Source organism: Mucilaginibacter sp. P2_D11, assembly GCF_056404435.1.
The window spans coordinates 199587-223703 of record NZ_JBFUEA010000010.1; the positions used below are offsets into that span (position 1 = coordinate 199587).

Annotated in this window: 22 protein-coding genes; 9 read left to right on the forward strand and 13 right to left on the reverse strand. The window is 47.5% G+C overall.

Annotated features, from left to right (window positions below):
* Window positions 1-103 precede the first annotated feature (103 nt).
* A complete protein-coding gene (locus tag AC1DXC_RS17290) occupies window positions 104-574 on the forward strand; it encodes an Lrp/AsnC family transcriptional regulator (RefSeq protein ID WP_133232099.1) in 471 nt (156 codons plus the stop codon).
* 330 nt (window positions 575-904) lie between these two features.
* On the opposite strand, the gene AC1DXC_RS17295 is transcribed toward AC1DXC_RS17290, so the two are convergent.
* The 5 genes from AC1DXC_RS17295 to AC1DXC_RS17315 form a co-directional block, all read right to left on the reverse strand.
* Window positions 905-1333, reverse strand: coding sequence for an SRPBCC domain-containing protein (locus AC1DXC_RS17295; protein WP_477460419.1), 429 nt, complete (start codon window positions 1331-1333; stop codon window positions 905-907).
* A 101-nt stretch (window positions 1334-1434) separates the two neighbouring features.
* Window positions 1435-2925 (reverse strand): hypothetical protein, encoded by a 1491-nt coding sequence (locus tag AC1DXC_RS17300; RefSeq protein WP_477460420.1) that lies wholly within the window; start codon window positions 2923-2925, stop codon window positions 1435-1437.
* Window positions 2926-2957: 32 nt separating this feature from the next.
* Window positions 2958-8582 carry an alpha-2-macroglobulin family protein gene (locus AC1DXC_RS17305; protein WP_477460421.1) on the reverse strand — a complete coding sequence of 1875 codons (5625 nt, stop codon included), beginning with the start codon at window positions 8580-8582 and terminating at the stop codon, window positions 2958-2960.
* Window positions 8583-8798: 216 nt separating this feature from the next.
* Complete coding sequence (locus tag AC1DXC_RS17310; protein WP_477460422.1) at window positions 8799-9182, reverse strand: SRPBCC domain-containing protein; 384 nt, start codon at window positions 9180-9182, stop codon at window positions 8799-8801.
* A 234-nt stretch (window positions 9183-9416) separates the two neighbouring features.
* Window positions 9417-10010 (reverse strand): acetate uptake transporter, encoded by a 594-nt coding sequence (locus AC1DXC_RS17315; RefSeq protein ID WP_477460423.1) that lies wholly within the window; start codon window positions 10008-10010, stop codon window positions 9417-9419.
* A 109-nt stretch (window positions 10011-10119) separates the two neighbouring features.
* On the opposite strand from AC1DXC_RS17315, the gene gpmA reads away from it, so the two are divergent.
* On the forward strand, window positions 10120-10809 hold the full coding sequence (gene gpmA / locus AC1DXC_RS17320; protein ID WP_477460424.1) for a 2,3-diphosphoglycerate-dependent phosphoglycerate mutase: 690 nt from the start codon (window positions 10120-10122) through the stop codon (window positions 10807-10809).
* 35 nt (window positions 10810-10844) lie between these two features.
* Window positions 10845-11222: a hypothetical protein gene (locus AC1DXC_RS17325; protein WP_477460425.1), complete on the forward strand. Its 378-nt coding sequence runs from the start codon at window positions 10845-10847 to the stop codon at window positions 11220-11222.
* Window positions 11223-11301: 79 nt separating this feature from the next.
* On the opposite strand, the gene AC1DXC_RS17330 is transcribed toward AC1DXC_RS17325, so the two are convergent.
* Window positions 11302-12333: a toxin-antitoxin system YwqK family antitoxin gene (locus AC1DXC_RS17330; protein ID WP_477460426.1), complete on the reverse strand. Its 1032-nt coding sequence runs from the start codon at window positions 12331-12333 to the stop codon at window positions 11302-11304.
* A gap of 3 nt (window positions 12334-12336) precedes the next feature.
* Window positions 12337-15147 (reverse strand): alpha/beta hydrolase family protein, encoded by a 2811-nt coding sequence (locus AC1DXC_RS17335; protein ID WP_477460427.1) that lies wholly within the window; start codon window positions 15145-15147, stop codon window positions 12337-12339.
* Window positions 15148-15264: 117 nt separating this feature from the next.
* Here AC1DXC_RS17335 and AC1DXC_RS17340 point away from each other — a divergent pair, with 117 nt between their 5' ends.
* The 4 genes from AC1DXC_RS17340 to AC1DXC_RS17355 all read left to right on the forward strand — a co-directional run bounded on the left by AC1DXC_RS17340 (window position 15265) and on the right by AC1DXC_RS17355 (window position 18178).
* Window positions 15265-16197 (forward strand): cation diffusion facilitator family transporter, encoded by a 933-nt coding sequence (locus AC1DXC_RS17340; protein WP_477460428.1) that lies wholly within the window; start codon window positions 15265-15267, stop codon window positions 16195-16197.
* Between the two features lie 50 nt (window positions 16198-16247).
* Window positions 16248-17108, forward strand: a complete 861-nt coding sequence (locus tag AC1DXC_RS17345) for an alpha/beta fold hydrolase (RefSeq protein ID WP_477460429.1) — start codon at window positions 16248-16250, stop codon at window positions 17106-17108.
* A 31-nt stretch (window positions 17109-17139) separates the two neighbouring features.
* On the forward strand, window positions 17140-17574 hold the full coding sequence (locus AC1DXC_RS17350; protein ID WP_477460430.1) for an AraC family transcriptional regulator: 435 nt from the start codon (window positions 17140-17142) through the stop codon (window positions 17572-17574).
* Window positions 17575-17761: 187 nt separating this feature from the next.
* Window positions 17762-18178: a VOC family protein gene (locus AC1DXC_RS17355; RefSeq protein ID WP_477460431.1), complete on the forward strand. Its 417-nt coding sequence runs from the start codon at window positions 17762-17764 to the stop codon at window positions 18176-18178.
* Window positions 18179-18254: 76 nt separating this feature from the next.
* Here the strand turns inward: AC1DXC_RS17355 and AC1DXC_RS17360 are convergent, their stop codons facing one another.
* From AC1DXC_RS17360 to AC1DXC_RS17370, 3 genes are read right to left on the reverse strand one after another with little or no spacing between them, the layout of a single operon-like run.
* Window positions 18255-18581 (reverse strand): 5' nucleotidase, NT5C type, encoded by a 327-nt coding sequence (locus tag AC1DXC_RS17360; RefSeq protein WP_477460432.1) that lies wholly within the window; start codon window positions 18579-18581, stop codon window positions 18255-18257.
* Window positions 18581-18781, reverse strand: coding sequence for a hypothetical protein (locus AC1DXC_RS17365; protein ID WP_477460433.1), 201 nt, complete (start codon window positions 18779-18781; stop codon window positions 18581-18583). The genes AC1DXC_RS17360 and AC1DXC_RS17365 overlap by 1 nt, the downstream gene beginning before the upstream one ends.
* Before the next feature lie 53 nt (window positions 18782-18834).
* Entirely contained in the window at window positions 18835-19533 is a 699-nt protein-coding gene (locus tag AC1DXC_RS17370; RefSeq protein ID WP_477460434.1) for a hypothetical protein, read from the reverse strand.
* Window positions 19534-19576: 43 nt separating this feature from the next.
* Between AC1DXC_RS17370 and AC1DXC_RS17375 the strand changes: the two genes are divergently transcribed.
* Both AC1DXC_RS17375 and AC1DXC_RS17380 read left to right on the forward strand, forming a co-directional pair.
* Window positions 19577-20581, forward strand: coding sequence for a threonine aldolase family protein (locus AC1DXC_RS17375; protein ID WP_477460435.1), 1005 nt, complete (start codon window positions 19577-19579; stop codon window positions 20579-20581).
* Between the two features lie 143 nt (window positions 20582-20724).
* Complete coding sequence (locus tag AC1DXC_RS17380; protein ID WP_477460436.1) at window positions 20725-21810, forward strand: DNA topoisomerase IB; 1086 nt, start codon at window positions 20725-20727, stop codon at window positions 21808-21810.
* A 356-nt stretch (window positions 21811-22166) separates the two neighbouring features.
* Here AC1DXC_RS17380 and ctlX read toward each other — a convergent pair whose 3' ends face one another.
* The 3 genes from ctlX to AC1DXC_RS17395 all read right to left on the reverse strand — a co-directional run bounded on the left by ctlX (window position 22167) and on the right by AC1DXC_RS17395 (window position 24022).
* Complete coding sequence (gene ctlX / locus AC1DXC_RS17385) at window positions 22167-23081, reverse strand: citrulline utilization hydrolase CtlX (RefSeq protein ID WP_477460437.1); 915 nt, start codon at window positions 23079-23081, stop codon at window positions 22167-22169.
* Window positions 23082-23198: 117 nt separating this feature from the next.
* Complete coding sequence (locus AC1DXC_RS17390) at window positions 23199-23405, reverse strand: helix-turn-helix domain-containing protein (RefSeq protein WP_294944429.1); 207 nt, start codon at window positions 23403-23405, stop codon at window positions 23199-23201.
* Window positions 23405-24022: a DUF2975 domain-containing protein gene (locus AC1DXC_RS17395; RefSeq protein ID WP_477460438.1), complete on the reverse strand. Its 618-nt coding sequence runs from the start codon at window positions 24020-24022 to the stop codon at window positions 23405-23407. The genes AC1DXC_RS17390 and AC1DXC_RS17395 overlap by 1 nt, the downstream gene beginning before the upstream one ends.
* Between the last annotated feature and the right edge of the window lie 95 nt (window positions 24023-24117).

Sequence of the window (24117 nt, forward strand, 5' to 3'; positions counted from 1 at the left end):
ACTTGTCTAAAAATAGTCTTTATTTTTTTATTTGTTTGGTTAGGCGATATTTATGTGGAATTATATTTTGCGTGCTACAGATTATTTTATATTTGCATGTACCATGGCAGCTGAATTAGATAAGATAGACCTCCAAATACTCAAGATATTACAGGAAAATGGCCGCATAACCAACCTGCAGCTATCCACCGAAATAGGGCTTTCACCGGCGCCCACCCTGGAGCGTGTGCGTAAACTGGAGAACGCCGAATACATCAAAAGCTATCATGCTTTGGTAGATGAGGAGAAGCTGGGCCTTGGCATCAAGACGTTTATACAGATATCCTTAGATTTCCACCAGAAGAACACCATCCAGACTTTTTTGGATGAGATACAAACCATTAAGGAAGTTACCGAGTGCCACCACGTAACCGGCCAATGCGATTTTCTGCTGAAGGTTTACGTTCGCGACATTAAATCGTACGAGCGCCTCATTATGGATAAAATCAGCCGCATCACAGTGGTGAAAACATTCCAAACCATGATGATTATGAGCACCAGCAAAAAAGAGCCAATAGTTCCGCTGGAATACTAGGCTTTGGATATGCAGATTTCGGATGTGCAGATTTCAGATGAAGAAAAATGCGCAGTTGAAAAGTTAAATACGCCGATCGCAGCTATACAAAACGCCCTTCAAGGAAAGCTTGAAGGGCGTTTTCGCTATAGCCACAGCTTCATTACGTATCTATTAGGATGCCCCTCTAAAAAAATACAATGACGTAAAAAAAATATTATTGAACGGAGTGAGCTGAGAGATAGGCCCACATGGCAGTCACGGAAGTAGCTTGGATTTGCAAATTAGCTCTTCTTGCGGATGGTTGCCGCGCTATCGCTAGCGATGACGATGTGGGTAGGACGCTGAGTTTTATGCCTTTATTGCCCCCTCCACGTAAGCCTTTAAATTATTCAACACCGTTTGGCAGGCGGCTTGCTGGTCTTCGGCCGGATCGGATCCCTGTGGTTCGAAGTTCTCCGTTATGGTTACAGGATTGCTGCCACTGAAAGTGATAAGCGATCTGCGCCCATCATCCAGCGTATAGGCGAGGAGTTGGTTAGTAACTACCTCATCATACGTCCCCTCGAAATTGAAGCTGAAGCTACCATCTTTCAGGCCCATCACAAACAGGAACCTGCCGCCGGGCTGCGGGTCGTTTTCGGCATGAAGGGTATGCCAATCGGGCGAGAAGCTGTTCCAATTCAATATATCAGCAGGAGTGTGCCATATTGCCCATACTTTTTCGATAGGGGCGTTGATTACAACGTTGGCGGTTAGGGCGTTATCTTTCAGGGCCATGGTTTTATTGTGTGTAATACAAATATAAACCGCACTAACGGTGATACGAGGGGCAAAAGCGGCAACAAACAGGCATTATCTGACATGTTGTTCATTAAGTATTATCGGGACCCTGTCTTTTTATAACTATAAAGTTTGCCAGCCGTAAGCCTCACAGGGGAATTTGGATTTCTGCTGTCAAAATACACATAAAAATTTCTCGCGGTCGAATCGCCTGTAACCTGGAAAACATACGTAGAAGCATCTTTCCAATAAGAACGTTCCACCTCTGCATTCTCATCTTCTACAGCGGGGCTTGTGAGATATAGCTTTCCGGTTTTTTCAGTTTTCCCATCCCGGTAAGAATAAGTTGTATAGGTATCACAAGAACTTGATGAAAAAGAAAAAATGGACTTTGATGTGTTTTTCGTGACTAAGGTAAAATGAGAATCTTCGTAATCGGCTCCGCCACATTGCCCTCTGTGGTTAGGTGTGGTGATGTCGGTAGAAAGTACAATGAGTGAAAAATTCTTTTGAAGCTTACAATCGGGTTTTAAATCAGCTGTAGCTTCGCTTTCGTAATTTTCCGATGTGATTGTTTTGGAATTGATTTTATACTCTGTAGTTAATATAGGAAGAATACCTTCGCCTACCTCTTTATAACCTTTAATGGCTTTGGCCTTAATCAAATATGGTCCTACTTTATAATTTTGTTTGGCTACTATTATTTTAATTGACGCTAAAGCAGGATAATAATAGCTGGTATCTTTTATCAATACAAAAGAGGTATCTCGATATTCATACGTGCCGGCATCTACACTTAAATATGGATTGGTAGAATCGTCGCCGTAAGAATCATTTTTACAATCAATATCCTGGAAACTGAGCTGATGACTTACAGGATTGTATTTTAGAAAAGGCCTGGGATATCGTTTACCCTGCTTGATATCTGATATAAATGTGAAGGATTTGCCATTGCTGGTATCCTGTTGCGATTGAGAATAATCGTCCGTTTCGTCTATATCCGGAGGGAAAGCCACCTCTATTAAAGAATCTTTACCGAGCCGGATTGTTGAAACGGCATTGGTTATGCTTTTTACTTGCGTGAAATCGATAGTTGATGCCCTATTTGCTGAAGCGGTAAATTCAGCAATGTGGTCGGAATGATCATCTCCTACCATTTCAATTTCCCTGGAGAGGATTAAATACGAAGGCAACTTGCCGGGTAACTTATATACGTGAGTAATAGGATAATTTCGGAAATCAAAATTAGCGTCATTATCGTCGAACTCCCGCTCAATCACCCGGTTTTCATATTTGTACTGAATGACAGCTGTGTAAAACGCTGCATTCCTATCGTCTAACCCGCCTATAAATTGGGCTACCCTTAATAAACTATCGGGGCTATAATAAATCTTCCCCTTTTGCCATTTGACGTAATTAACGGTAGAATCCTTTGCTGTTACCGGGTGGGTATTAATTTTAAGCAACAGATTGTTTAGCCATGCAGAATCCTTTTTTGCATGGGGCCGGATAACGCCATATTGTGCAAAGGCATTACAGCAAAGAATTAGCATGAACAGCGTAAGTATAAAGAACTTACAACTGCTCATGCTATTAGTCATATTGCGTATAATAACCTTCATCACTTCACCACCTCAACCCATTGCCCTTTCAGTAGCGCGTTTATATCGTGGTTGTACATGGCTTCGCAATACGCTGCCGGCAGGTAATATTTACCGGCGTAGGCTGCGTTCAGCATCACGTAGTAGGTTACTTCCGTTCCCTCGTATAAACTGAAATAGGTGTTCACCCGGTCGTCGCGGATGTCGCGGTAATCGGATGGGGAGGATTTAAAGGCCTCATCGTTATTCAGCATACGGGTGTTTAATATCTCCCATCCCGAAGGGAATATTTGCGTGAGCGCCATATTATCGTAACGGCCGCGTTTGCCGGGGTTCTTGATGTTTACCTGCGCCACAAAATCGGTACCCTGTTTTAGCTTCGTTGGGTCGATAGGGGTGCCGCCCAGGGTGGTGTAAGCCACGCGCATCTGCAGTACATCCGGGTCCTCATGCGACTCAACATCCTGGCTCGGCGATGGCTGGCCCTCCTGTATCAACCTAACATATAGCTGGTTTTTACCATTGTTTCTCATGGTCACGGTGCCGCCATTGGCTGCTAATGCGGCCTGCCACATGTACGAATCGGAATTTACGTTTGCCTTATCCTTATTAGCCTGGTAGTTGAACAGTAGCTTGGCCCCCGATTTATTCTGTCCGCAATATTCCGCAATAGCAACAAGCGAATAAGCCGTGGTTTGGGTGCTGTACCAACTATCGATAGAAAGCTTTGCCGCTACCGACCGGAGCAATTCCGCAGCCTTTTGGCGTTGCCCGAATAGGGTGAGCGTTTCCAATATCATGGCCTCATCGCGGAGGTCTGACCCATAGGTTCCATACATCGAATTGTACGGGGCGATATCGGTATTTAAACCTTTTATCATTCGCAAGCCAACTTCCGGCTGCCCGGCAAGTTTATAGGCTGCTGCTAAGCGCCAACGCGCCTCTACGCTGAGGTATTGGTACTCTTTCAAGCGGTTCATGGCACCTAACTCAGCAGAGCCCGAAAGGGCCAGCAGGTAAAGGCGGTAGGCCTGCACCAGATCGGTATAGTAATAATAATCGTGTATGTTGGTACGCGGATCTGGCGACCAGTTAACGGCTTTTTGTTTTTGGTAACGTTTCCAGTCGTTGATCATGCCCGCGGGCAGGTTATACCCCTTTGCCTGTGCAGCCAGCAAGAAATGGCCTGCGTAATTGGTTCCCCATTCGTCGGCATCGCCATAACCCGGCCAGTAGCTTAAGCCGCCGCTATTCACCCTAAAGCCGTTAAGTCGGTTAATGGTAAGTTTGATATTCCGGTCGCTTTCGGCCTTTTGGCGGGGCGAGAGATCCAGCAACTGGCCCAGGTACAACTGCGGGAAGCCCGATGAGGTTGTTTGCTCCACGCAGCCATGCGGATAGGTGATCAAATAATTCAGACGTTTGCCCAGGTTTAGCGGCGGTATGCTCGCTACCTCCAGCGTGGCTTTATTGGTGCCGTTGATACCGATGGCCGTGTATGGTACCGACCAGGACTCGCCGGGTTTCAGTTCTTTCTCCAGCACGCGCGTTACCGGCGGGTTGGGGTTGCGCACGTTAAGCTCTACATCGTAAGCCGTGCTTTCGCTGCCCGATTTGGCGGTAATCCGCACCTTGCCGATGCCTACGAAATCCCTCACGTCTAAATCGAACGTTACCAGCTGGTCGCCCGGTTTGGTAAAGGAAACTACGCGGGTGTTGTTGCCGCCCAGGTTGCTGAATGCGTTCGATTGCACCTGCACCGTTACCTGTTTGATGTTGTTCTCCATGGCAAAAACCGTTACCGGCAACTGCACTTTTTCCGACGGGCCAAGCACCCTCGGCAGGGTAGCCAGTATCATCAGCGGCTTTTTAACCGCTACTACTTTTTCGGCGGTACCGTAGGCACCATCGTGCCCGGCAATAACCACCGCTTTTATCGAACCGACGTATTGCGGCAGCGTGAATTTAGTAGTTTGGCTTCCGCCGCTCTCCAAACGGAACGGCCCCAGGAATTTCACCACGGGTTTAAAGCGGTTTACCGTTACGTTTTTCTTAGGACCGCCGGTGCCGTCGCCGCCAATGCTCAGGATGCGCTCTAAGCCACCGCCGAATGCGCCAATGACGAAATCATACAGATCCCAGGTTTTTACACCAAGGGCCTCGCGGGCGTAGAAAGCATCGTGCGGGTTAGGCGTTTGGTAATTGGTAATATCCAACAGACCCTCATCTACCAAAGCGATGGTATAAGTCATGGCTTTGCCGTTAGCTTCTGACACCGTGATGGCCGATTGCGTTTCGGGCCGTATCTTATCCGGCATGCTGATTACCGGCTTCAGCGTAGTAGCAGGGTTATCTACCGTGAGCGGTATGGCGCCGTACATGCGTATTGGCAAATCGTTTTTGGTTTGCGAGTGGCGCTGCAGCAGCGTTACGTTCACAAAAACGTTTGGTGCCATGGCTTCATCTACCTTAAAGGTGTAGCGCGTTTCGCCTTTTTTGGTATCTATCCATGTGGTTTTTATCACCTTGGTGCCGTTTTCGAAACTGATGAGCGCGCGCCCATCGGCACCGGTGGGTATAGTAAGCGTGGCATCGTCGCCCACTTTGTAGCTCGTTTTGTCGGAAGTGAAGGAGAGCATCGCCGCATCGGTAGGGGAGCTTTGTTGCAACCTTTCCGACCAGTTTGGCCAGTCGGCATAAATAATTTTGCCGGTAGAGTGCCCTGTTTCCGGGTCTTTTATGCGGATAAGGTAACGGCCCCAATCTGCTTGCGGTATGTTGAGCGTGTACCGGCCGCGGCCATTATTCAAAGTAACTGTGCCAACACGAACCAGTTTATTGTATTTATCCTGGGTAAAGTTACTCATCTCGTCGCCGCTGTTATCCCACCACCATCGCCATTGTATTTTGTAGAGTTCCAGTTCAACCTTGCGGGTGCCGGCAAACAACTTGCCTTTGGTATCTACGTCTACAATATCAATAACATGGTCTTTATCCGTAACCAGCATGCCCGACATGTCGCTGCCTTTCGGCGCTTTTAGCCCAACGTAGCCGGGGTAAACGTTATAATCCATAGCAGTTTGCTGCAGGCTGAAGTTGCCGCCGGCTTCGAAAACTTTTACCAGGAAGTTGGCGCGTAACTGGCCGGGGGCCTGCCCCTCTACATTGATATCCGTATTGATGTTGGCCGTGCCGTTTTCATCCAGTTTGCTATCAAAAACGGTTTGTGTCTGAGTGTTGAAGGCCAGGGTTGGGTCGTCGAATTCGTAGCCATCGAAACCCGGGAAGGCGGTTTGCTGCGACGACAGGAAAGCATCCACCTTAGCCTTTAAATTCTGCGCCGCCCCGCCGAACAGCCATTGGGCGCTTAGCTTGCCGCTGGCGCCGTTGCCCTTGGTAAGCTCGGTAGCCCCGCCGAAATCGAGTTTCAGCTTCAGGCGGTTAGGCATTATGGTTTCTACCTTTATCTTCTTCTCGAATGTGGCACCGCCCACTGTCACCTTGGCCGACCAGTTGCCCGTAGGCGAAGTAGTCTCAGTAGCCGTATGGAAACTGTAAAAGCCATCTACTGAACTGGTGCGGGTGATTTTTTTGTACAGCTGCCCTGCGGGGTTATAGAGCTCGAACTGCACCGGATGATCGGCAGGGAGGGTTTTCTGTTTATCCTCCAGTATAAAGGTGGTAAATATCGAATCGCCGGGGCGCCAAACGCCACGCTCACCGTAGATAAAGCCTTTCAGGCCATTCTGGACCTCTTCGCCGCCAACATTGAATCGCGAGAGCGGCAGCGAGCTGCCATCGTCCAACTTAAGATAGCCGCGTTCTTTGCCGTGTTTAGCAACCAGCAGGTAGGGCTTGCGTTTGGTTGTCAGGATGGCCATGCCGTCGCCATCGGAGGTGCCTTTTACGATAACCTGTTTCTGGTAATCCAACAACTCCAGGTTCACGCCTTTCATCGGTTCGGCGGTGAGGATATTGGTAACGGCTATGGTGATGTTGTTGTCGCTGCCGCGTTTTACGATGAGGCCGATGTTTGACGCGATGATGTTGCGCATTGCCCAGCGATCCTTGGTGTAATACGAATTATCGCAGGCATCCTCGCGTTTTTCCCAATCGTAGCCCTCCGGGTAATAATTATCATACCTCGACCAGAAATCATCGTCTTCGTCGCTCACTGCGCCGCTATTGTTGCCATAGCTATCGCCGCCATAGTATTCACCTTCGTCTCCGTCGCCCTCGTTGCCGGTGCTTTTTAATACAGCCATGCCGTTTTTGCAATTGTATAAAGAATACTCCTGCCTGAAACCGATAACCACGCGGTATATCGCGCCCGGCTCAGCACGGAAAAGCTTATCTACATCCAGCATAAACCTATTCTTTTTATGCAGGTTGAGGCCTTTGTCTTCGGTAAGCGAAATGGTTTTCTGCAGGATAGGCTTGCCTACCTGGCGGAGCTGGTTGCCGCCATCGAAACCGTTGCCCTGGAAATACTGTGGTACGTTGTTCTCGTATATCTTGATAATCGTTACATCTACCGCCTTTAGGTTCACGGCTTCGAAAGGCATCATTAGCCTCCCCGAATCGGGCAGGATAACGCCCTTGCCCGGGATGGTAACCGCCGGCAGCCTGTTCTCGAAGAACACGTTTGCCGAGTAGCTTTTTGTGATTTTTTTGCGGAAATAACTCTCCACGCCCTCGTTTACCGTTACAGCGAAGCTGCCTTCCAGCCGCTCGGGCGCGTAAACTTTTACCACGCTGCCATCAATGGTGTAGGCAGCGCTGGTGATATCGGCCAGGGTAATGAGGCCGCTAAGTTCCTGGCCCACCATAATGGGGTCTGAGAATTGTACGGCTACGTATTGGTCGTTATCCTGTATGGCTTTGATATCCAAAACCTTAAAATCGCCGATTGCCGGCACTTCGAAGCTTTGGGTGCCCGTTTTTTCGATATCCAGGCCGCTGCCATCCCAATTTACCTTAAGGGGCGATGCACTTGTTGAGCGTTTGATGCCGCTGATGGTGAATTTATGCGTTTTGGTTATGCCGTTGTGCTGCCAGCTTATTTTTACCGGAGTGGCATAAGCTGCGCTGAGCAGCTTTTCTATTTTTTCGGGGCTCTCGTTATCGGCGGTTTCCAATGTGCCCGTAAGCTTCATCATATCTGCCGAAGTGTTGGTGGCACTGGTGAGGCCGAAGAAATCGATGCTGAAATCGGGCTTGATGGTTTGGAAATCGAACTTGAATTCTTCGTACTCGCTAGCTACTTTAACAATTTTGCCCAGGTTGAAAGTTGCATCGTATTTTTTATCCGGGTCAAGCTTGCCTTCGGGGCGGAACTCGATGGTGCGCTCGTCTATCCAATAGGCCTTTCCTTTGATAGATGGAGAAAATTCGAATACATCATCGCTCAGTTCTTCGCCGCGGGCATGGGTAACTTGCACCTCGCCTGCAAGTTTGATGCGGATGGAACTTTGCTTTGAAATTACCCCCGTGGTGTACGATTCGATGTACCGGCTGAACTCCGCCCCGCCCTTTTTACGGTTGTTGGCGCGGATGAGGGAAATACTTATAGCAATCAGAATTAGTGTTGCAGCCACAATGGCCGGCCCTCTTCGCGAACGGAAAAGGTTGTAAATGTAGTTCATGGAATAGGCGTGTTATTTTCCCTGAATTTAAATAAGTTTTATTGAATAAATATTGAGTTATTCAATAAATATTTTCGCAAAGGGGAATTAAGCGAAAATGGCCCGTAATGTAGCGTAAAGCCAGAAAATTGAGCTGTCGCGGACAGGGAAATGGGCCGGGTTTTTATGCCCGTTGAAGATGATTTGAGGATAGGAGATTAAGCGCGGATTTGCTGCTTATCCTTCCGAGAAAAAATCTATCAAACTACCGAAGTAGGCCTCGTTCCAGCCTTCAGAAATGTCGTAGAAATCGCTGTCGGGGATGTTGGTGTGGCGTAGCTCTACCGAGGTGCCGTGCTTATCAGCGTGGAGTTTGATGGTGACGATAGATTCATCCGACTGTCCGTCGAAATACCATTGCTGTACGATTTTTTTATTTTCTTCGAACTCCAGGTTCTTGCCCACGATACTGCCTTCCCACATCGAAAACTCAGAGCCGGGGATGGTTGACATTTCAGCTTCTTCACCCGTCCACAATTGGATGGTGATGGGGTTGGTAAGCGCCATATATAGCTCCTCTGGCGTAGCCGGGATGATGTAGTATTTTTTGAGGTCTTTCACGGGCGCAAGTTAGCTGAAAAAAATGGGAGTAGGATGGATGGGGTCGAGATGAATTATAGCGATGGGTTTGAAACCCATCGCTATATTATACTATCACGTCATGCCGAATTTATTTCGGTACCCCATCTGATTAGTTCGCGACGTTGCAAAGCGGTTAAGCATATCGGCTACTTTTATGATGGGGTCTTGAAACAAGTTCAAGATGACGGTTGATTTTTATCTAACGCCCAAATGCTACTTACTCTCCACCGGCCCAATAGGCAACACAACCCGTCCGTAAACTTCGTTTAATACGCCGGCTATGCCCGTGTAAATGGCCGATAATCCGCAGATGATGCCTTCGTAACCTGCAAGCGTAGTGATGCTTTTATTGCCTGTAGCATCGCCAATAGCCAGTAGGGCGAACAATACGGTCAATGATGCGAACACGAACTGTAGTGCACGGTTTAGTTTCAACGTACCGAAAAACAGGCAGAAGGTAAAGAATCCCCAGATGCTTAAATAGGCTACCATGGCGCCTTCGGTAGGTTTGGTTCCCCAGCCCAGTTTCGGCATCACTATTAATCCTACAAGCGATAACCAGAAGAAACCGTATGAGGTGAAAGCGGTTAGCCCGAAAGTGTTATTCTTTTTGGCTTCGATTACGCCGGCAATAACCTGCGCGAGCCCGCCGTAGAAAATGCCCATACCCAATATCATGGTATTCAGTTCGTAAAAGCCGGCGTTATGGATATTGAGCAAAACGGTGGTCATACCGAAGGCGCAAAGGCCAAGTGGTGCAGGGTTGGCTATGCCATCCTTCACAACAACAGGAGTAGTTGGGATCATGTGCTAAAAGGTTTTTAATTTTGGTTTATGGATGCAATCTAATTTAATTACCGTTAATTAACAATTAAATTTAAACTGAATTGTCGCGGGCGCGTTAACATTACCATATATGCAGAAACTCGTTTTAATTCGCCACGGCGAAAGCATCTGGAACCAGGAGAACCGCTTTACCGGCTGGACAGACGTAGACCTATCGCCCGAAGGACTGGAACAAGCCAAACGTGCCGGGCAGTTATTGGCAAAACATGGTTATACTTTTGATGTTGGTTTTACCTCGGTACTAAAACGCTCTATTAAAACCATGCATTTCGTACTGGAGCAACTGGACCACCTGTGGATACCCGTGCATAAGTCATGGCGGCTGAACGAGCGCTTTTACGGTGCCCTGCAGGGCCTCAACAAAGATGAAACCGTTGCCAAATACGGCGAGGAACAGGTACACAAGTGGCGGCGCGACCCCAAAGAGCACCCGCCTGCTATAACCGAGCAGGACGAACGTTTCCCCGGCCACTACCTGCGCTATAACGATTTGACTTACCGCGAACTTCCCCTCACCGAAAACCTGAGCGAAACCATGACGCGGGCATTACCCTTTTGGCATGAATCCATCGTGCCCGCCATCCGCGATGGAAAAAAGGTGGTCATCTGCGCACATGGTAATAGCCTACGGGCGCTTATACAATACATAGATAACCTAAGCGACGAGGACGTTGCTAAACTGGATATACCAACTGCTGTCCCCTGGGTGTATGAACTGGACGATAGGCTGAACCAGATAAAGCATTATTATTTGGAGTAAATACTTACATTAGTAGAGCCAATCAATTATCATAAATGAACGTACTCACCGATGTATTGAAGGAAATGTTCCCAAAGCTCTTTAATCCGAAAGACTCACTTCCACGGAAAGTAGCGAACATTAAACACGATATTAAAACTATCGTCAAAAAATATTGTGAAGAAAAATTTTGGATAGATTGCTACGGTGCGTATGACATCGACCCCAAATACTTAGTGTTTTTAATTTGCGTCAGAACCGATAAGGTAAAGGAAGCATTAAAAGCTAACGACGAACTAAACAACCTGTTAAGAAATCTGCTTGTTGAACATGAATATCCTGTACAAGCGTATAGTTCAGTGATTATTGATTATGAATCGCAAGAAACGGTAGACAGGGACTCTAACGGACAATGGGCTGTGCATCTTAAGTAATTGCCTAAAATTGCGCGGGATTATTCTTGCTGATAACGGCACTCTCAAATACCACAACACAGCAGAACCGAATAAGCAATTATTGGGAATGGGTTTCGGTATTAACTAACCTATGGTCTTTATTAAAATACCTTGTTCTTGTTTTTTTGCCGACGCTATCGTAATTTTCTTCCATTAAACTTCCATCCGGTTTATTGTAAGAAATAGTTTCTATGGTCCTGTCTTTTTCGCGGTAGAATATCATTTTATATTTAATTCCTTTATCAAAAAACGATTCGGTGTAAAGATAGTTGTTAACGGAACCCTGGTAAAGCAGGGTCTTCTCTATCACACCTTTTTTTGAGTAGATGCTAATTATAAAGGGCACACCGGTATCCATGTAATAAGCGCTGCTATCTATTTTTGTACCCTCATGGTAATACGATTTACTCTGTATAATTCCGCTTTCGTAATACCATATAACCGGGCCATTTAACGAATCTTTCTTATAATTCATAACTCCGTATAATTCTCCGTCGGGATAGTAATACTTAGCCTGCCCGCTTTTCTTATTGTTTTTATAGGGTATCGTAAACTCAGGTTTGCCGTTGGCAAAGCGTACGGTGTAAAGCCCGTTATTGATGCTTTTAACCGGTTGAGCTATTTTAAAATATTCATTCAAAAATTTCAGTTGAAAAATTCCGCCTCCAAAGCCCCAGTTCCTGAAACCGTTGTTATCGCGGTATAAAACAGAATTGGTGCAGCTGCTCAAAACAGGCTTTCCGTTAGCCACGTAACAAAACGCAACCCATTCCTGCCCTTCCTTAATATCCATGGCGCAGGACGAGGCGGTATTGAATTTAACGTGCCCGCCGCTAACATTAATTACTGTTTGCGAAGTGCCTTTAAACAGTTGGATCTCCTCTATAGCTATCTGGAAATTGGGGCTATAATCATGTTCATCCACCTTGGGCAGTTGTTCTAAAATGCTTTTTATTTTTATCAGTGCGATGTATGGCGTTGCATGTATGTAATTACTATCCAGATTTGGAACATTGCAATAGCATGCCTTGCTCTCTACAGAATTTAGCATCAACGCAAACAAAAACACAATTTTTGCGACTACTTTCATCAGTTAATTATCTAATTCCAATCCCCAATCCTTACCCTTATTTACGGCCGGTACGCCTTTATCCAACCAAACGGGCAGTGGCTCGCCTTTGAGGAAATGGCCGAAAAACTGCGCTTCGCGGATGCTGATATCTTTGCGGTTCTGGCGTTTTACCAGGTTATGGGCCTCATTATTATACTGCAGCAACCACACGGGTTTGTTAAGCCGGCGCAGGGCGGTAAACATCTCTATGCCCTGGTACCATGGCACGGCGCCGTCGGCATCGTTGCTCATGATAACCACCGGGGTTTGTACCTTGGGGAACTGGAACAAAGGCGAGTTCTCTATGTACAGTTCGGGCTTGTCCCAAAGCGTTGCGCCTATGCGACTCTGCGTTTTTTCGTACTGGAACTGGCGGTTCACGCCGCTTTCCCAGCGGATGCCGCCGTAAGCCGAAGTCATGTTGGCAACGGGCGCGCCGGCCCAGGCAGCTGCATACATATTGGTTTGCGTAATGAGGTAAGCTACCTGGTAGCCACCCCAGCTTTGGCCCTGTATACCGATGTGCGAGCCATCAACCCAGGCGTTCTTCTTCAATGCCTCCACGCCGGAGTTGACGAATTCTACCGCCGATGCACCGGGATGCCCGCTGATATAGCTGATATCCGGCGCAAAAACCAAATACCCGTTGCTCACGAACCACGATATGGGCAGGCGCGACGGCGTAGGCGCAGGGGCCTGGTAAGCATAAAGCCCATCGCTCAGTTTTTCATAGAAATAGGCGATCATCGGGTATTTTTTATTGGGTTCGAAGTCCTCGGGCTTGTACAGGATGCCTTTTGATTTATAGCCCTTTGGCGTGGTCCACCGTACCAATTCGGCCGTGCCCCAGTTATAACTGGCCTGCTGCGGGTTGATTGCGCTCAGCCTGGTTTCCTTCAGCAAATCGCCGGAAACGTATAGGTCGGGAGACTGCACGTAGCTGGCCTTAGTGTAAATAAATACATCGGCGTTCTTGGCTTTTTGCAGGCTGCTGTAACTTAATGGGGCCACGACGGCCTTTTTTGGGTCGCCGGACGTACCGAGGGTTTTAGTGTAATAGCCCCATTGTTTATCCTCCTCGTTTTGGGCGATGAGCCAAAGCGGTTTCTTCGGGTCGATGAATTTCTCTTCGTTATCTGTTGGTGTGTAACGGAAAGTTACCTTATTATGGCGACCGAAATTGTTGGTGAGGTTAACCGTATGGCCCGTTGCAGGGTCTATGCTCCAGATATCGTACCGGTCGTATATCAGTACGTTCTTGTCGTCCTTTTCCCAAGCGGCAATGCCGTAAGCGCCGGGGTCGTCGGGTACATCATTTTCTTCGTCGCCCATTTTTACGCCTGTGGCAGCTGTTAAATTCAGTTTTTTGCCGGTTGCGATGGCGTAGGAATACCAGTTCTGCGTTTTAGAATCGAACCAAACCACGTAGTTACCTGCGGGCGATATGCGGTAGCTGGCCTTTGCGCGGGTGTTGATGCGGATACGTTGGCCGGTTTTGGTGTTGATGAGAAAGGCTTCCTGCTGCGAGCCGCCTTCCCATTGCGATTGCACGCGCGCGCCGGTATCTGCCAGGCCCAATACATAGTCGCCATTATTATTATCTGGCACGGCTATTTCGCGTATGTTCTCATCGCCCAGCTGGATGAGTTTCTGTTCCCCCGCGCCGGGGCGGATAACCGCGAGGTAGCTGCGCTTTAGTTCGCGCTGAAGGTTTTTTAACTGGTAGGGCTGCAGGTAATCGTCTTTATAATTCCATATATCCAGCCTGGCGGTTTCAAAATCTACCAGCGTAGTATCCGCAGGTTTGGGGATAGGGGCGGTGCCAAAGAATAAATTCGCGCCATCCTTGCTGAAAAATACCCGGCCATCGCCGCTGGCGGCCCAGTTGGCGGGCATCCCTTTGCTGCCTTGAGCGGCAACAACAGCCGCACTATCTTTTGTGGTATTGTAATAGTAGAGTTTGAAGGGTTTCACCAGGGCCTTCTCGGGGTTCTTTTCGGCGGTAAAGGCCAGTTGCTTGCCGGCATCGTCGAACGCCAGGTTACGGTAATTGCCGCGGCCGGTGCTTACGGTTTTGAGGCTATCTTTTTCGACATCATAAACAAACAGGCCCGAAATCACCGCTTTAGATTTCTTGGGTGCAGTTACCGAAAAAGCCAGTAGCTTGCCGTTTTTGCTCAATATATAATCGCTTACGTATTTAAAGGTGCGGGTTTTGCCGTTAAGCAATTGCCTTAGGGTGAGCTCAGCGCCATCTTTTACAGGCGGGGCAATGGTAGTGGCTACGGCTTTTTTGGAAGTGTCTCCCGCTTCGGGTTTCCTCACCGTATCGGCAGGGGATAGGTAAGCGATAACCGAAGCTTTCTCGGCAATTTTGAAGGAGCGGATAGCAGGTATCTTCTCTACCGTTTTGCTACCTGCTATGGTAATGCCCAGCGTATCTTTAGGGAATTCGTTGGGTTTCTTCTTTTTTATTTTCGCCTGGCGGATGTCCTTAAAAAAGGGGCGTATCATGAACACCGCGTATTTAGAGTCGGCTGTAAAGCGGGCGGTATCTGCACGGGGCACGGTGAAAGGGCTTTTGTTTTTGGCATCGGTGAGTACCAGGTTGGCATCGCCCTCCTGCGGTTTTACCACGTAGAGCACCCATTTTCCATCGTTGCTAATCAAAGAATTATTGATGCTTTGCCAGCCATCGTAAACCGACTGGTCGAGCGGTTTTTTGGAAGTTTTTTGCGCAAATGTGTTGATGCATGCCAGTAATAGCAAGGCGGGGAGTAGTATGTTTTTCATAGCAGATGGTAAACCTTAAAGATGCTAAAATTTAAAGCCAGACGGCGTTTTGAAATGAAAAAGTTACAGTTTGGTTTATCATAGCAAACAATCTGCCTCCCGGCGTATTATACAGCTATGGCTTCATCCAAAACATCCATTTACGCTGCACTTGTGGCCAACCTGCTCATTGCCATAACTAAGTTTATCGCGGGTGGTATCAGCAACAGCGCGGCCATGGTGGCAGAAGGGGTGCATTCGTTGGTAGATACCGTTAACGAATTGTTCCTGCTGTTGGGACTGGCGCGAAGCAAAAAGCTGCCCGATGCTACCCATCCCTTCGGCTATGGTAAGGAGCTATATTTCTGGTCGTTCATCGTTTCGATTATGATATTCGGGCTGGGCGGCGGCGTGTCTATTTACCAGGGCATCGCCCATATCGTCAAGCCCGAAGCATTGGGCGACCCAACCATCAATTACTGGGTGCTGTCGCTCTCTATCGTGTTCGAGGGGGCATCGCTCATTATCGCTGTGAAGCAATTCAACCAGTTGCGCGGCGAGAGGCCCTTCTGGCAAGCGGTGGTAAGGAGTAAGGACCCATCCAGTTTTTTAGTGTTGTTCGAGGATGCCGCGGCTGTTGCGGGTTTGTTTATTGTGATGATATGCGTTTACCTAAGCCACCGTTTCAACCAGCCCTATATAGATGGCGTGGCATCACTGCTGGTGGGGCTGATATTGATCGTGGTATCGGCTATTTTGGCGCGGGAGAGCCGCAGCCTGCTGATGGGCGAGGGGGTATCTACCCAAACGCGCGACAAGATTTGCCATATTGTAGAAAACGACGAACAAGTTGTTAAGGTGATGCATATCCTCTCTACCTATCAATCGCCATCGGAAGTGCTGTTGATGCTCATCGTGGCCTTTAAAGAGAATATGGATACGTCGGATATCAATGTGGCAATCGACCGCATCCGCGACCAGGTGAAGGCCGAATTTAAATTCGTGCGTTTTGTGGTGATACAGCCCGAGAGCCTGGAGCACCACGTTTTATGGAACGACGAAAGTTATTAAGCTACGGGTAATTTCATAGCTTTGGGATGCCGCACGGCATTTCTATCCGCATGAAAAAACTGAAACAAATTATAGCCGGCGTAAAAGCTGCCGACGATACCGCACCTGAATACATAGACCTGCTTTGGCAGCTCATCTGCTACTCGCCAAAAATGCACTTGCGCTTGCAGCAACAACAAATGCTGGACGAAGCAGAGCGCTTCAGTCTCAGCACGTACGACGAGCATTTTACGCATACCGATTTAAATTTCAACGGGTTTAAATGGGGAGAGGGTACGCACAAAATCATGATTACGCACGGCTGGGGTTCTAAAGCGGCCGATTTTATGGAACTGATTACCGCCCTTCGCCAGATACCCGATACCACGGTAATTGCTTTCGACGTGCCCGGCAACGGTAGTTCGGCGGCGGAATTATCCAATGGGGCACTGTTTGCAGGGGCCGCCGAAGCGGTAATTGCGGAATTTGGTATGCCCGATGTGCTGATTGGCCACTCGATGGGCGGTATGGCCAATACTGTGGCTTTGAACAAGTTTGCTGCAAGGCCCAAACTTCTTATCAGCATTACGCCGCTTATCCGCCTGAAAGAAAATTTTGAATACAGCATGACGGCTACCGGCATAGCGCCGGTGATGCAGCAAGCTTATCTGGACAGCTTTACCCAACTGGTGGGCCGCCCCGCATCTGATTACGATTTGGATGTGTTTTACCAATTCGGTGCGGAATTAGAGCACCTGCTGCTGTATGATGATGCTGATTTGATTTCGCCATACGCATTTATGCAAGATTTTTTGGAGAAACGCCCATTCATCCAAAGTTATAATTTCGCAGGTGCCGGGCACGAACGTATCATCAAATCACCGGAGGTAATTACCCTGATCGTTGATAAAATAAAAGGAATTTTGGAATAGCCGCAATCAATCTTTTGGGTAAATTTGATTGATGAACACGCCCGCCAATGCCCTGTATTCAAAAATGTACCTCTACCGGCGCGTGGTGCAGGCCAAGCTGTTTATCGATACCCATTATCATCAACCCTTGAACTTAGACGATATAGCCGACGAGGCCTATTTCTCCAAGTTCCATTTCATCCGTCTGTTTAAGGCTACCTATGGCAAAACGCCTCACCAATATTTAATTGCCGTGCGCATAGATAACGCACAACGGCTGCTAAAGACTGGCATGCCGGTAACCGATGCCTGCTACGCGATTGGTTTTGATAGCCTAAGTTCGTTTTCGGCATTATTTAAACGGATGGTAAAGCAATCACCATCGGCATGGCAACAAGCAGAACTAAAACGTGATGCGGATATGAAAAAGGCCCCGCAAAACTTTATACCCAATTGCTTTGCGGAGATGAATGGGTGGGTTGTTTGAGTTTTTATCTGAACTCGAATTTTAAGGAATTATTTGAATGGTCAGAATTAAGCTGCGGCCCTTCCGCCTTGAATTATTCCATAAATTCTTTTAATTCCTTGAAATTCGAGTTCAGATAAATTCCGCAATTTTCGATAACCCAATCTCGTCGTCTAACCGCATCTTTATCCCATAAACTAAAAACGACATGATTACCAAACTTAACCACGTGAGCATCTTCGTGCTCGACCAGGATAGTGCTTACGATTTTTATGTAAACAAACTGGGTTTTAAGGTGCATACCGATGCCAGCATGGGGCCCGGCATGCGCTGGCTCACCGTTTGCCCACCCGAACAACCCGACCTGGAAATTACCCTGATGGCCATAAGCGAGGGGATGATGTTCAAACAAGAGGCTGCAGCCCAAATGCGCGATCTCGTGAGCAAAGGTACCTTTGGTTTCGGCGTATTCGAATGCAACGACCTGCTAGCCACTTATGAAGAACTAAAAGCCAAAGGCGTGGAGTTTACTAAAGTACCCACCAAAGAGTTCTACGGTTTTGAGGCCTTGTTTAAAGATGATTCGGGGAATTGGTTTTCGTTGGGAGAGAAGAAACAGGATTAAAACACGATTGAGGGATTTAGCGATTTAACACGATTTTGATTTGGGCCGCAACAAATCCTGCTTAATCGCTAAATCCTTAAATCGTGTTAAGTATCGCCAGCACCTCATCCCAGTTATTCACCCTTTCGTGGTGATTGTGGTTCACGTTATGGAAGGCATGGAACATGAGGGTTTTGCCTTTGAAGTTATCGAGGTTTTTGAGGTGGTCATCAATCATGTAATCGGTGTTGATAATGCTTTTATCACCGCAGAAGATAATATTGCGCCAGCTGATGAAGGGGAAGTTGAGCCGTAGCCATTCGTGCTTTTCGGTAAGGCTCAGCGGGAACTCCATCGCCGCCGAAACGATGTACACCTCGTAAGTCTCCATCAGCTTCTTCACTGCTCCAACAGCGCCTTCCATTACGGGGCAGTTAAAAAGAAACCCGGCGTAAAGGCAAATCGACGTGCGGCACCTGCTTCGGGGAACAGGGTGTCTTCGGTTTTGCCGGCTATATCATCCTTGGTAAAAAGTACGCCGTATTCGCGATGGTACAGGTTTAAAAAATGCTGGTCAACATCGGCAATCACGCCGTCCATATCTATAGCTATCGATTTTTTCATATTTAGGAGGGGTAAGATTTGTCAACTTTTTAAAAGTTGACAAATCTACTTAATCACGGTTTGTGGCTCGCCTTTACTTTGTTAAAATAATCAACCAGTTTGTCGATGTTGCGCAGCCCGAAATGCCCGGCGCGCAGCTGCTCCACCACTTCCGGCTCGTCGCCCATTACCTCGCTCATTACGTCCACAAAGTTCTCTTCGGTAAGGTGCCTCATGGTGGCCGTATTAGTGCCGTAATAATAGCTTAGCTGCGATTTATCGCCTTTGCCGCTACCACCACCACCGCCAAGATTTATGCCTAAGCCGCCACCCAGGCCACCGCCGTAACCGCCGCCGCCCGTGCTAAGGCCCACACTTGGCGAAAATGATACTTTTTTACCTGTGCCACTGCCGCTGCCCGCGCCACGCGTGGCGTATATCCTGGTTTCTTCGTTCACCAATACACGTACGAAATCAAGCTCCTTTTTGGCCCAGGTTTCGTTGCCGGGTGCATGAGCCACCACGAAGCTATCTTTGCCTACTACGTACGCCTGCAGATCGCTGGTGCTAAGTTTGTAGGGGGTAGATTTATCGGCGTCCTTAAATTCTATGAAGCCCTCATTTTTGATGGGGCCGGTACCTGCAGGGTTGGGGATGATGAAACCATCGTACCGAACGCCTTTTACATCTATAAAATAGCCGGGCTGCCATTTTTGTGATTTTGCTGATACGAAGGTCAGCATCAGGAATAAAATGATTAAAATTGAGCGCATAAAATTAAAATACAAATAACGCATTTTTTACCGCTTTTGATATATGATGACTGTTGATTTACGCAGCGATACCGTAACCAAACCTACCCCAGGCATGCTCGAGGCCATGTGGAGCGCCAAAGTGGGCGATGATGTATTAGGCGAGGACGAAACCGTGAACGCACTGGAAGAAAAGGCCGCTGCGATGTTCGGGATGGAGGCAGCTATCTTTTGCCCAAGCGGCACCATGACCAACCAGATCGCCATTAAATGCTTCACCCAACCGCTGGACGAACTAATTGCCGACCAAACCGCGCATGTGTACCGTTACGAGGGTGGGGGAATCGCCTTCAATTCGGGCGTATCTACGCGTTTGCTCAACGGCTACCGCGGCATACTTACGGCGGAAATGATTGCCCCCGAGATAAATGAAGATAACATCCACTACCCGCATACCAGCCTGGTGGTGCTGGAAAATACCGTAAACAAAGGCGGAGGCAGTTGTTATACCTTGCAACATATTAAACCTATTGCCGAGCTATGCAAGGTCAAAGGTCTTAAGCTGCACCTGGATGGCGCGCGCATCTTCAATGCGTTGGCGCATACAGGCGATAAGGCGCTTGATTACGGCACCTATTTCGACGGTATATCGGTATGCCTTTCCAAAGGATTGGGTGCCCCGGTCGGCTCGGTTTTGCTTGCCGATAAAGCAACTATCAAATATGCGCGCCGCATACGTAAGGTATTAGGCGGAGGCATGCGCCAGGCCGGCTTTCTGGCTGCAGCCGGCATCTACGCGCTCGATCATCATGTGGAACGCTTGAAAATAGACCATAAGCATGCCCAAATCATAGCCGAAGAACTGACCAAAAAAGATTGGGTGACTAATGTACTTCCGGTGGAAACCAACTTGGTGCTGTTTGATACAGTTGAGCCTGCCGACGTTGTTTTGGCCCGACTGGAAGCCAAAGGCATCAAAGCTAACAGCACCGATACCCACCGTATCCGCTTTGTAACGCATTTGGATGTACACCCCGAGCAGGTGGAGTATGTTGTGAGATCACTATAAGCCCCACCCAACCCTCCCCGGAGGGGAGGGCGTAGATGTTGTTGAAGGATTAAAAGTTTTCCCTTCCGGGGGAGATTTAGAGGGGGCTGCGGACTTTCCGACCGACAAGAAAACTTATCCATTCCCGGCTTGTTCTACAACCCATGAACCGCCTCCTAAAAAAACTCGAAAAAATTGGCCGCGACCCAAAGATTGCAGCAAAAGCCGTGGGCTTACGTTATGTATCAGATTCTACGCCGGGGTACACGCGCAAAAAATCGGGTAGGGGATGGAGCTATTACGATGCCGAAGGCAGCCTGGTGCGCGATAAGGAGCTGGTTAGCCGCTTTGCGCGATTGGTGATACCACCTGCTTATATCAACGTTTGGATATCGCCCTATGAGAACGGCCACTTGCAATTCACCGGTACGGATGCTGCCGGCCGCAAGCAATACCGTTACCATGCGTATTGGAATAAAATACGCAATCAATCTAAATATCACCGCATGCAAATGTTTGCGGCACATTTGCCCGCCATACGCCAAAGGGTAGACCAGGACCTGGCCCGCCGTAACCTCGACCACGAGAAGGTAGTTGCTTTGGTGGTTAGGCTAATGGAATTGACCAGCATACGGGTTGGGAACGAATCTTACAAAAAATTATACGGCTCTTTTGGTCTTACCACTTTAATGAATAAACATGTAAAGATTGAAGGCACACGCCTCAATTTTGAGTTTAAGGGTAAGAAAGGCGTTTTTCATAAAATAGCGCTGCAAAGCAGGCGGCTGGCCAATTTGGTTAAGCAGTGCCGCGATATACCAGGGCGCGAACTGTTTCAATATTACGATGAAGGCGGCAACCGGTGCGCAGTTGGCTCAGGCGATGTAAATAACTATCTTAAGGACGTAACAGGCGAGGATTTTACCGCCAAAGATTTCCGCACCTGGGCGGGCAGCGTGAGCGCGTTATATGCCTTTAAACAGGCCGGCGAGTTTGATAACGTTACCGAGTGCCGCAAAAAAATACTAAGCGTGCTGGATGAGGTAGCCGTAAACCTGGGCAACACGCGCACGGTTTGCAAAAAATATTATGTGCACCCCACCGTGATAAAAAGCTACGAAGAGGGTACCATCTTTAAATACATCAGCGGGCTCGACGAGAAACAGGATGTAAAATCGGCCGAGCTGAATATCGCCGAAAAGGCATTGATAAAATTGCTGGAGAATGAAAAGCTTGCCGAAGCAAGCTGATTACTGTTGTCCTCAATACCCTTTCTTGAATGTATAAGCCTCGAATATCCAGTTGGCATTTTTGTAAAACCTGATACCATCCGCTATCGGTTTAGGGGCTTTTTTAGGAAGACCAAGTGTAAACCCTATGCAGGCTTGTAGCCTAAAGTGTTCCACTTTGAATGTGGAACACTATTTTTTAAATAATCGTTGATTATCAAATAGTTGCATTTTTTTGCGGAACACTTTGGAACATTCCTTTAGGTAAAGTACGCAATAGTCTTATTGTTAATAAGTTAAATAAATGCTACAAGAATAACGCTTTTTCTGCGGAAAGTGGAACACTTTTAGGGTAAGTCGGCCTGATAAAGTTGCGGTTATAGTTGCTCCAAATGTACTTCGGCCATCATGCATCTTGCGCTGCCGCCTCCGTTGGTTTCTATAGTATTGATGTCCGCGTAAACCAATTTGCCAAATACCGACAGGGTATTGCGCTGCGCATCGGTTAAGGATTGATAAGCCGTTTGCGACATCACAATCAAAGTATCCCCACCCGCGTTCATCACCTCCAGCATATTGCCTGCGAATTTGTTCATTTGCTCAAAGGTGATTTCGATAACCTGTTTCCCTGTTGATTTTAGAGATTGAATCACTGCAAGCTTTTGGTACAGGTCGGTAATGCTATCCAAACAAATTACCGCGAACTTGCTGCCTACGCACATCAATACGTTGGTATGGTAAATAGCCTTGCCTTGCTGGTCGAAGGCATCGAAAGTGACGGTTTTGTAGCCGGTGTAATCGCAAAAGGCTTTCAGTACTTCGGCATCGGTACGGGGGGAGAGGCAGGCGTAAGCGATTTTGTTTACCCTATCCAGGACCATGCTGCCGGTACCCTCTAAGAATTGGTTTTTGGCTTCGTATCGGCTCAGGTCTATGATGTGTTTGGCGGCGAAGTTATCTTCCAGCTGACTGATGATATCCTCGCGTCGCTCCAGCCGGCGGTTCACTGCCTGCATGGGGTAGAGGAATATATCGCCGGTATCATGGAAACTCACCCAGTTGTTGGGGAAGATGGAATCGGGGGTGTGCGGTTCGGGTGTATCTTCAATCACGGTTACGTTGACTCCGTTTTCGCACAATACGCTTACAAAGCCGTCGAACTCCCGTTGTGCTTTTTGTTGCACGGCTTGTTGGTCGGCCTGTTTTATTTGGAAAGCGTTGCTCTCCGCAGTTTGCGCGTTGAACCCGAAATTCACCGGGCGTATCATGAGGATGTTTTTAGTGGATTGCATGGGCGTTTTTGTCTGAACTCGAATTCAACGAATTTAGTGAATTGTCAGAATTGAAAAGGAGATTCTTGATTCTGTAAATTATTAAAATTCGTTGAATTCGAGTTCAGACAATATTACTCAATCCGCTTTATAATCCAATATATCCCCCGGTTTGCAGTTCAATTCTCTGCAAATGGCTTCCAGCGTATCAAAGCGTACGCCTTTTACTTTGCCGGTTTTGAGGAGGGAGAGGTTGGTCATGCTGATATCCAGACGCTCGGCGAGCTCTTTGAGCGACATTTTGTTCTTCGCCATCTCCACGTCGAGGTTTACGATGATTGCCATTATACAAACTCTCCAATCTCTTTTTTAAGTTCGAACCCGTATTTGAAAATATCGGCCAGTATGTAGAGCATGACACCTAATATCAGCCCGGTAAAGCTTTGTTCCCATACCATATTCATCAGGTGCATTTGTTTTACACTGGTACCTAAAATTACAGCGGTACTAATGCCCAATAATACACTGAGTACGGTAGTCAGCGCAAAGCAAAGTGCAGTTATTTTAAGCCGACGTACATTCTCATAGGTAAAAGGCGCGCTTTGTTTAATGGTATTAAAGAACTTGCGCAGCTGGTAAATGATGCTCATCACCAAAGCCTCAAAAGCAAACAGGAAGAAATAGGCCAATGCGATGTGGCTGAAGTTGTTGGCCAGGTACATTTTAACAGTGGCCTGGTCGGGTGTAAGGGTGATGTTGCTCACGTCCGGCTCAAGCGACGTTAAATGGGTGGAGGTGGTTATCAGCGGATACTTAACCGGGTTGCTAAACTCGGTGTAATGGTCGGTGCTTATTTTCCAGGTTAGCACGCAAAAGGCAAATACCGCAAGCACCATATTGCCGTACCAAAATATGGTTAAAATAACTCTTACAGTTTTTAAAAGCCAGGATGTAGTTTTCATGTTTGTATTGATTTAATAATGCAAACATACAAGTAATATTCGTAAAACAAATAATATTTTATGTTTTACATAAAATATTATTTGTTTTATGTTAT

Coding starts and splice junctions, on each gene's coding strand:
- AC1DXC_RS17290 (WP_133232099.1), top strand. CDS start 104: ATGGCAGCTGAATTAGATAAGATAGACCTCCAAATACTCAAGATATTA.
- AC1DXC_RS17295 (WP_477460419.1), bottom strand. CDS start 1,333: ATGGCCCTGAAAGATAACGCCCTAACCGCCAACGTTGTAATCAACGCC.
- AC1DXC_RS17300 (WP_477460420.1), bottom strand. CDS start 2,925: ATGAGCAGTTGTAAGTTCTTTATACTTACGCTGTTCATGCTAATTCTT.
- AC1DXC_RS17305 (WP_477460421.1), bottom strand. CDS start 8,582: ATGAACTACATTTACAACCTTTTCCGTTCGCGAAGAGGGCCGGCCATT.
- AC1DXC_RS17315 (WP_477460423.1), bottom strand. CDS start 10,010: ATGATCCCAACTACTCCTGTTGTTGTGAAGGATGGCATAGCCAACCCT.
- gpmA (WP_477460424.1), top strand. CDS start 10,120: ATGCAGAAACTCGTTTTAATTCGCCACGGCGAAAGCATCTGGAACCAG.
- AC1DXC_RS17325 (WP_477460425.1), top strand. CDS start 10,845: ATGAACGTACTCACCGATGTATTGAAGGAAATGTTCCCAAAGCTCTTT.
- AC1DXC_RS17330 (WP_477460426.1), bottom strand. CDS start 12,333: ATGAAAGTAGTCGCAAAAATTGTGTTTTTGTTTGCGTTGATGCTAAAT.
- AC1DXC_RS17335 (WP_477460427.1), bottom strand. CDS start 15,147: ATGAAAAACATACTACTCCCCGCCTTGCTATTACTGGCATGCATCAAC.
- AC1DXC_RS17340 (WP_477460428.1), top strand. CDS start 15,265: ATGGCTTCATCCAAAACATCCATTTACGCTGCACTTGTGGCCAACCTG.
- AC1DXC_RS17345 (WP_477460429.1), top strand. CDS start 16,248: ATGAAAAAACTGAAACAAATTATAGCCGGCGTAAAAGCTGCCGACGAT.
- AC1DXC_RS17350 (WP_477460430.1), top strand. CDS start 17,140: ATGAACACGCCCGCCAATGCCCTGTATTCAAAAATGTACCTCTACCGG.
- AC1DXC_RS17355 (WP_477460431.1), top strand. CDS start 17,762: ATGATTACCAAACTTAACCACGTGAGCATCTTCGTGCTCGACCAGGAT.
- AC1DXC_RS17360 (WP_477460432.1), bottom strand. CDS start 18,581: ATGGAAGGCGCTGTTGGAGCAGTGAAGAAGCTGATGGAGACTTACGAG.
- AC1DXC_RS17365 (WP_477460433.1), bottom strand. CDS start 18,781: ATGAAAAAATCGATAGCTATAGATATGGACGGCGTGATTGCCGATGTT.
- AC1DXC_RS17370 (WP_477460434.1), bottom strand. CDS start 19,533: ATGCGCTCAATTTTAATCATTTTATTCCTGATGCTGACCTTCGTATCA.
- AC1DXC_RS17375 (WP_477460435.1), top strand. CDS start 19,577: ATGATGACTGTTGATTTACGCAGCGATACCGTAACCAAACCTACCCCA.
- AC1DXC_RS17380 (WP_477460436.1), top strand. CDS start 20,725: ATGAACCGCCTCCTAAAAAAACTCGAAAAAATTGGCCGCGACCCAAAG.
- ctlX (WP_477460437.1), bottom strand. CDS start 23,081: ATGCAATCCACTAAAAACATCCTCATGATACGCCCGGTGAATTTCGGG.
- AC1DXC_RS17390 (WP_294944429.1), bottom strand. CDS start 23,405: ATGGCAATCATCGTAAACCTCGACGTGGAGATGGCGAAGAACAAAATG.
- AC1DXC_RS17395 (WP_477460438.1), bottom strand. CDS start 24,022: ATGAAAACTACATCCTGGCTTTTAAAAACTGTAAGAGTTATTTTAACC.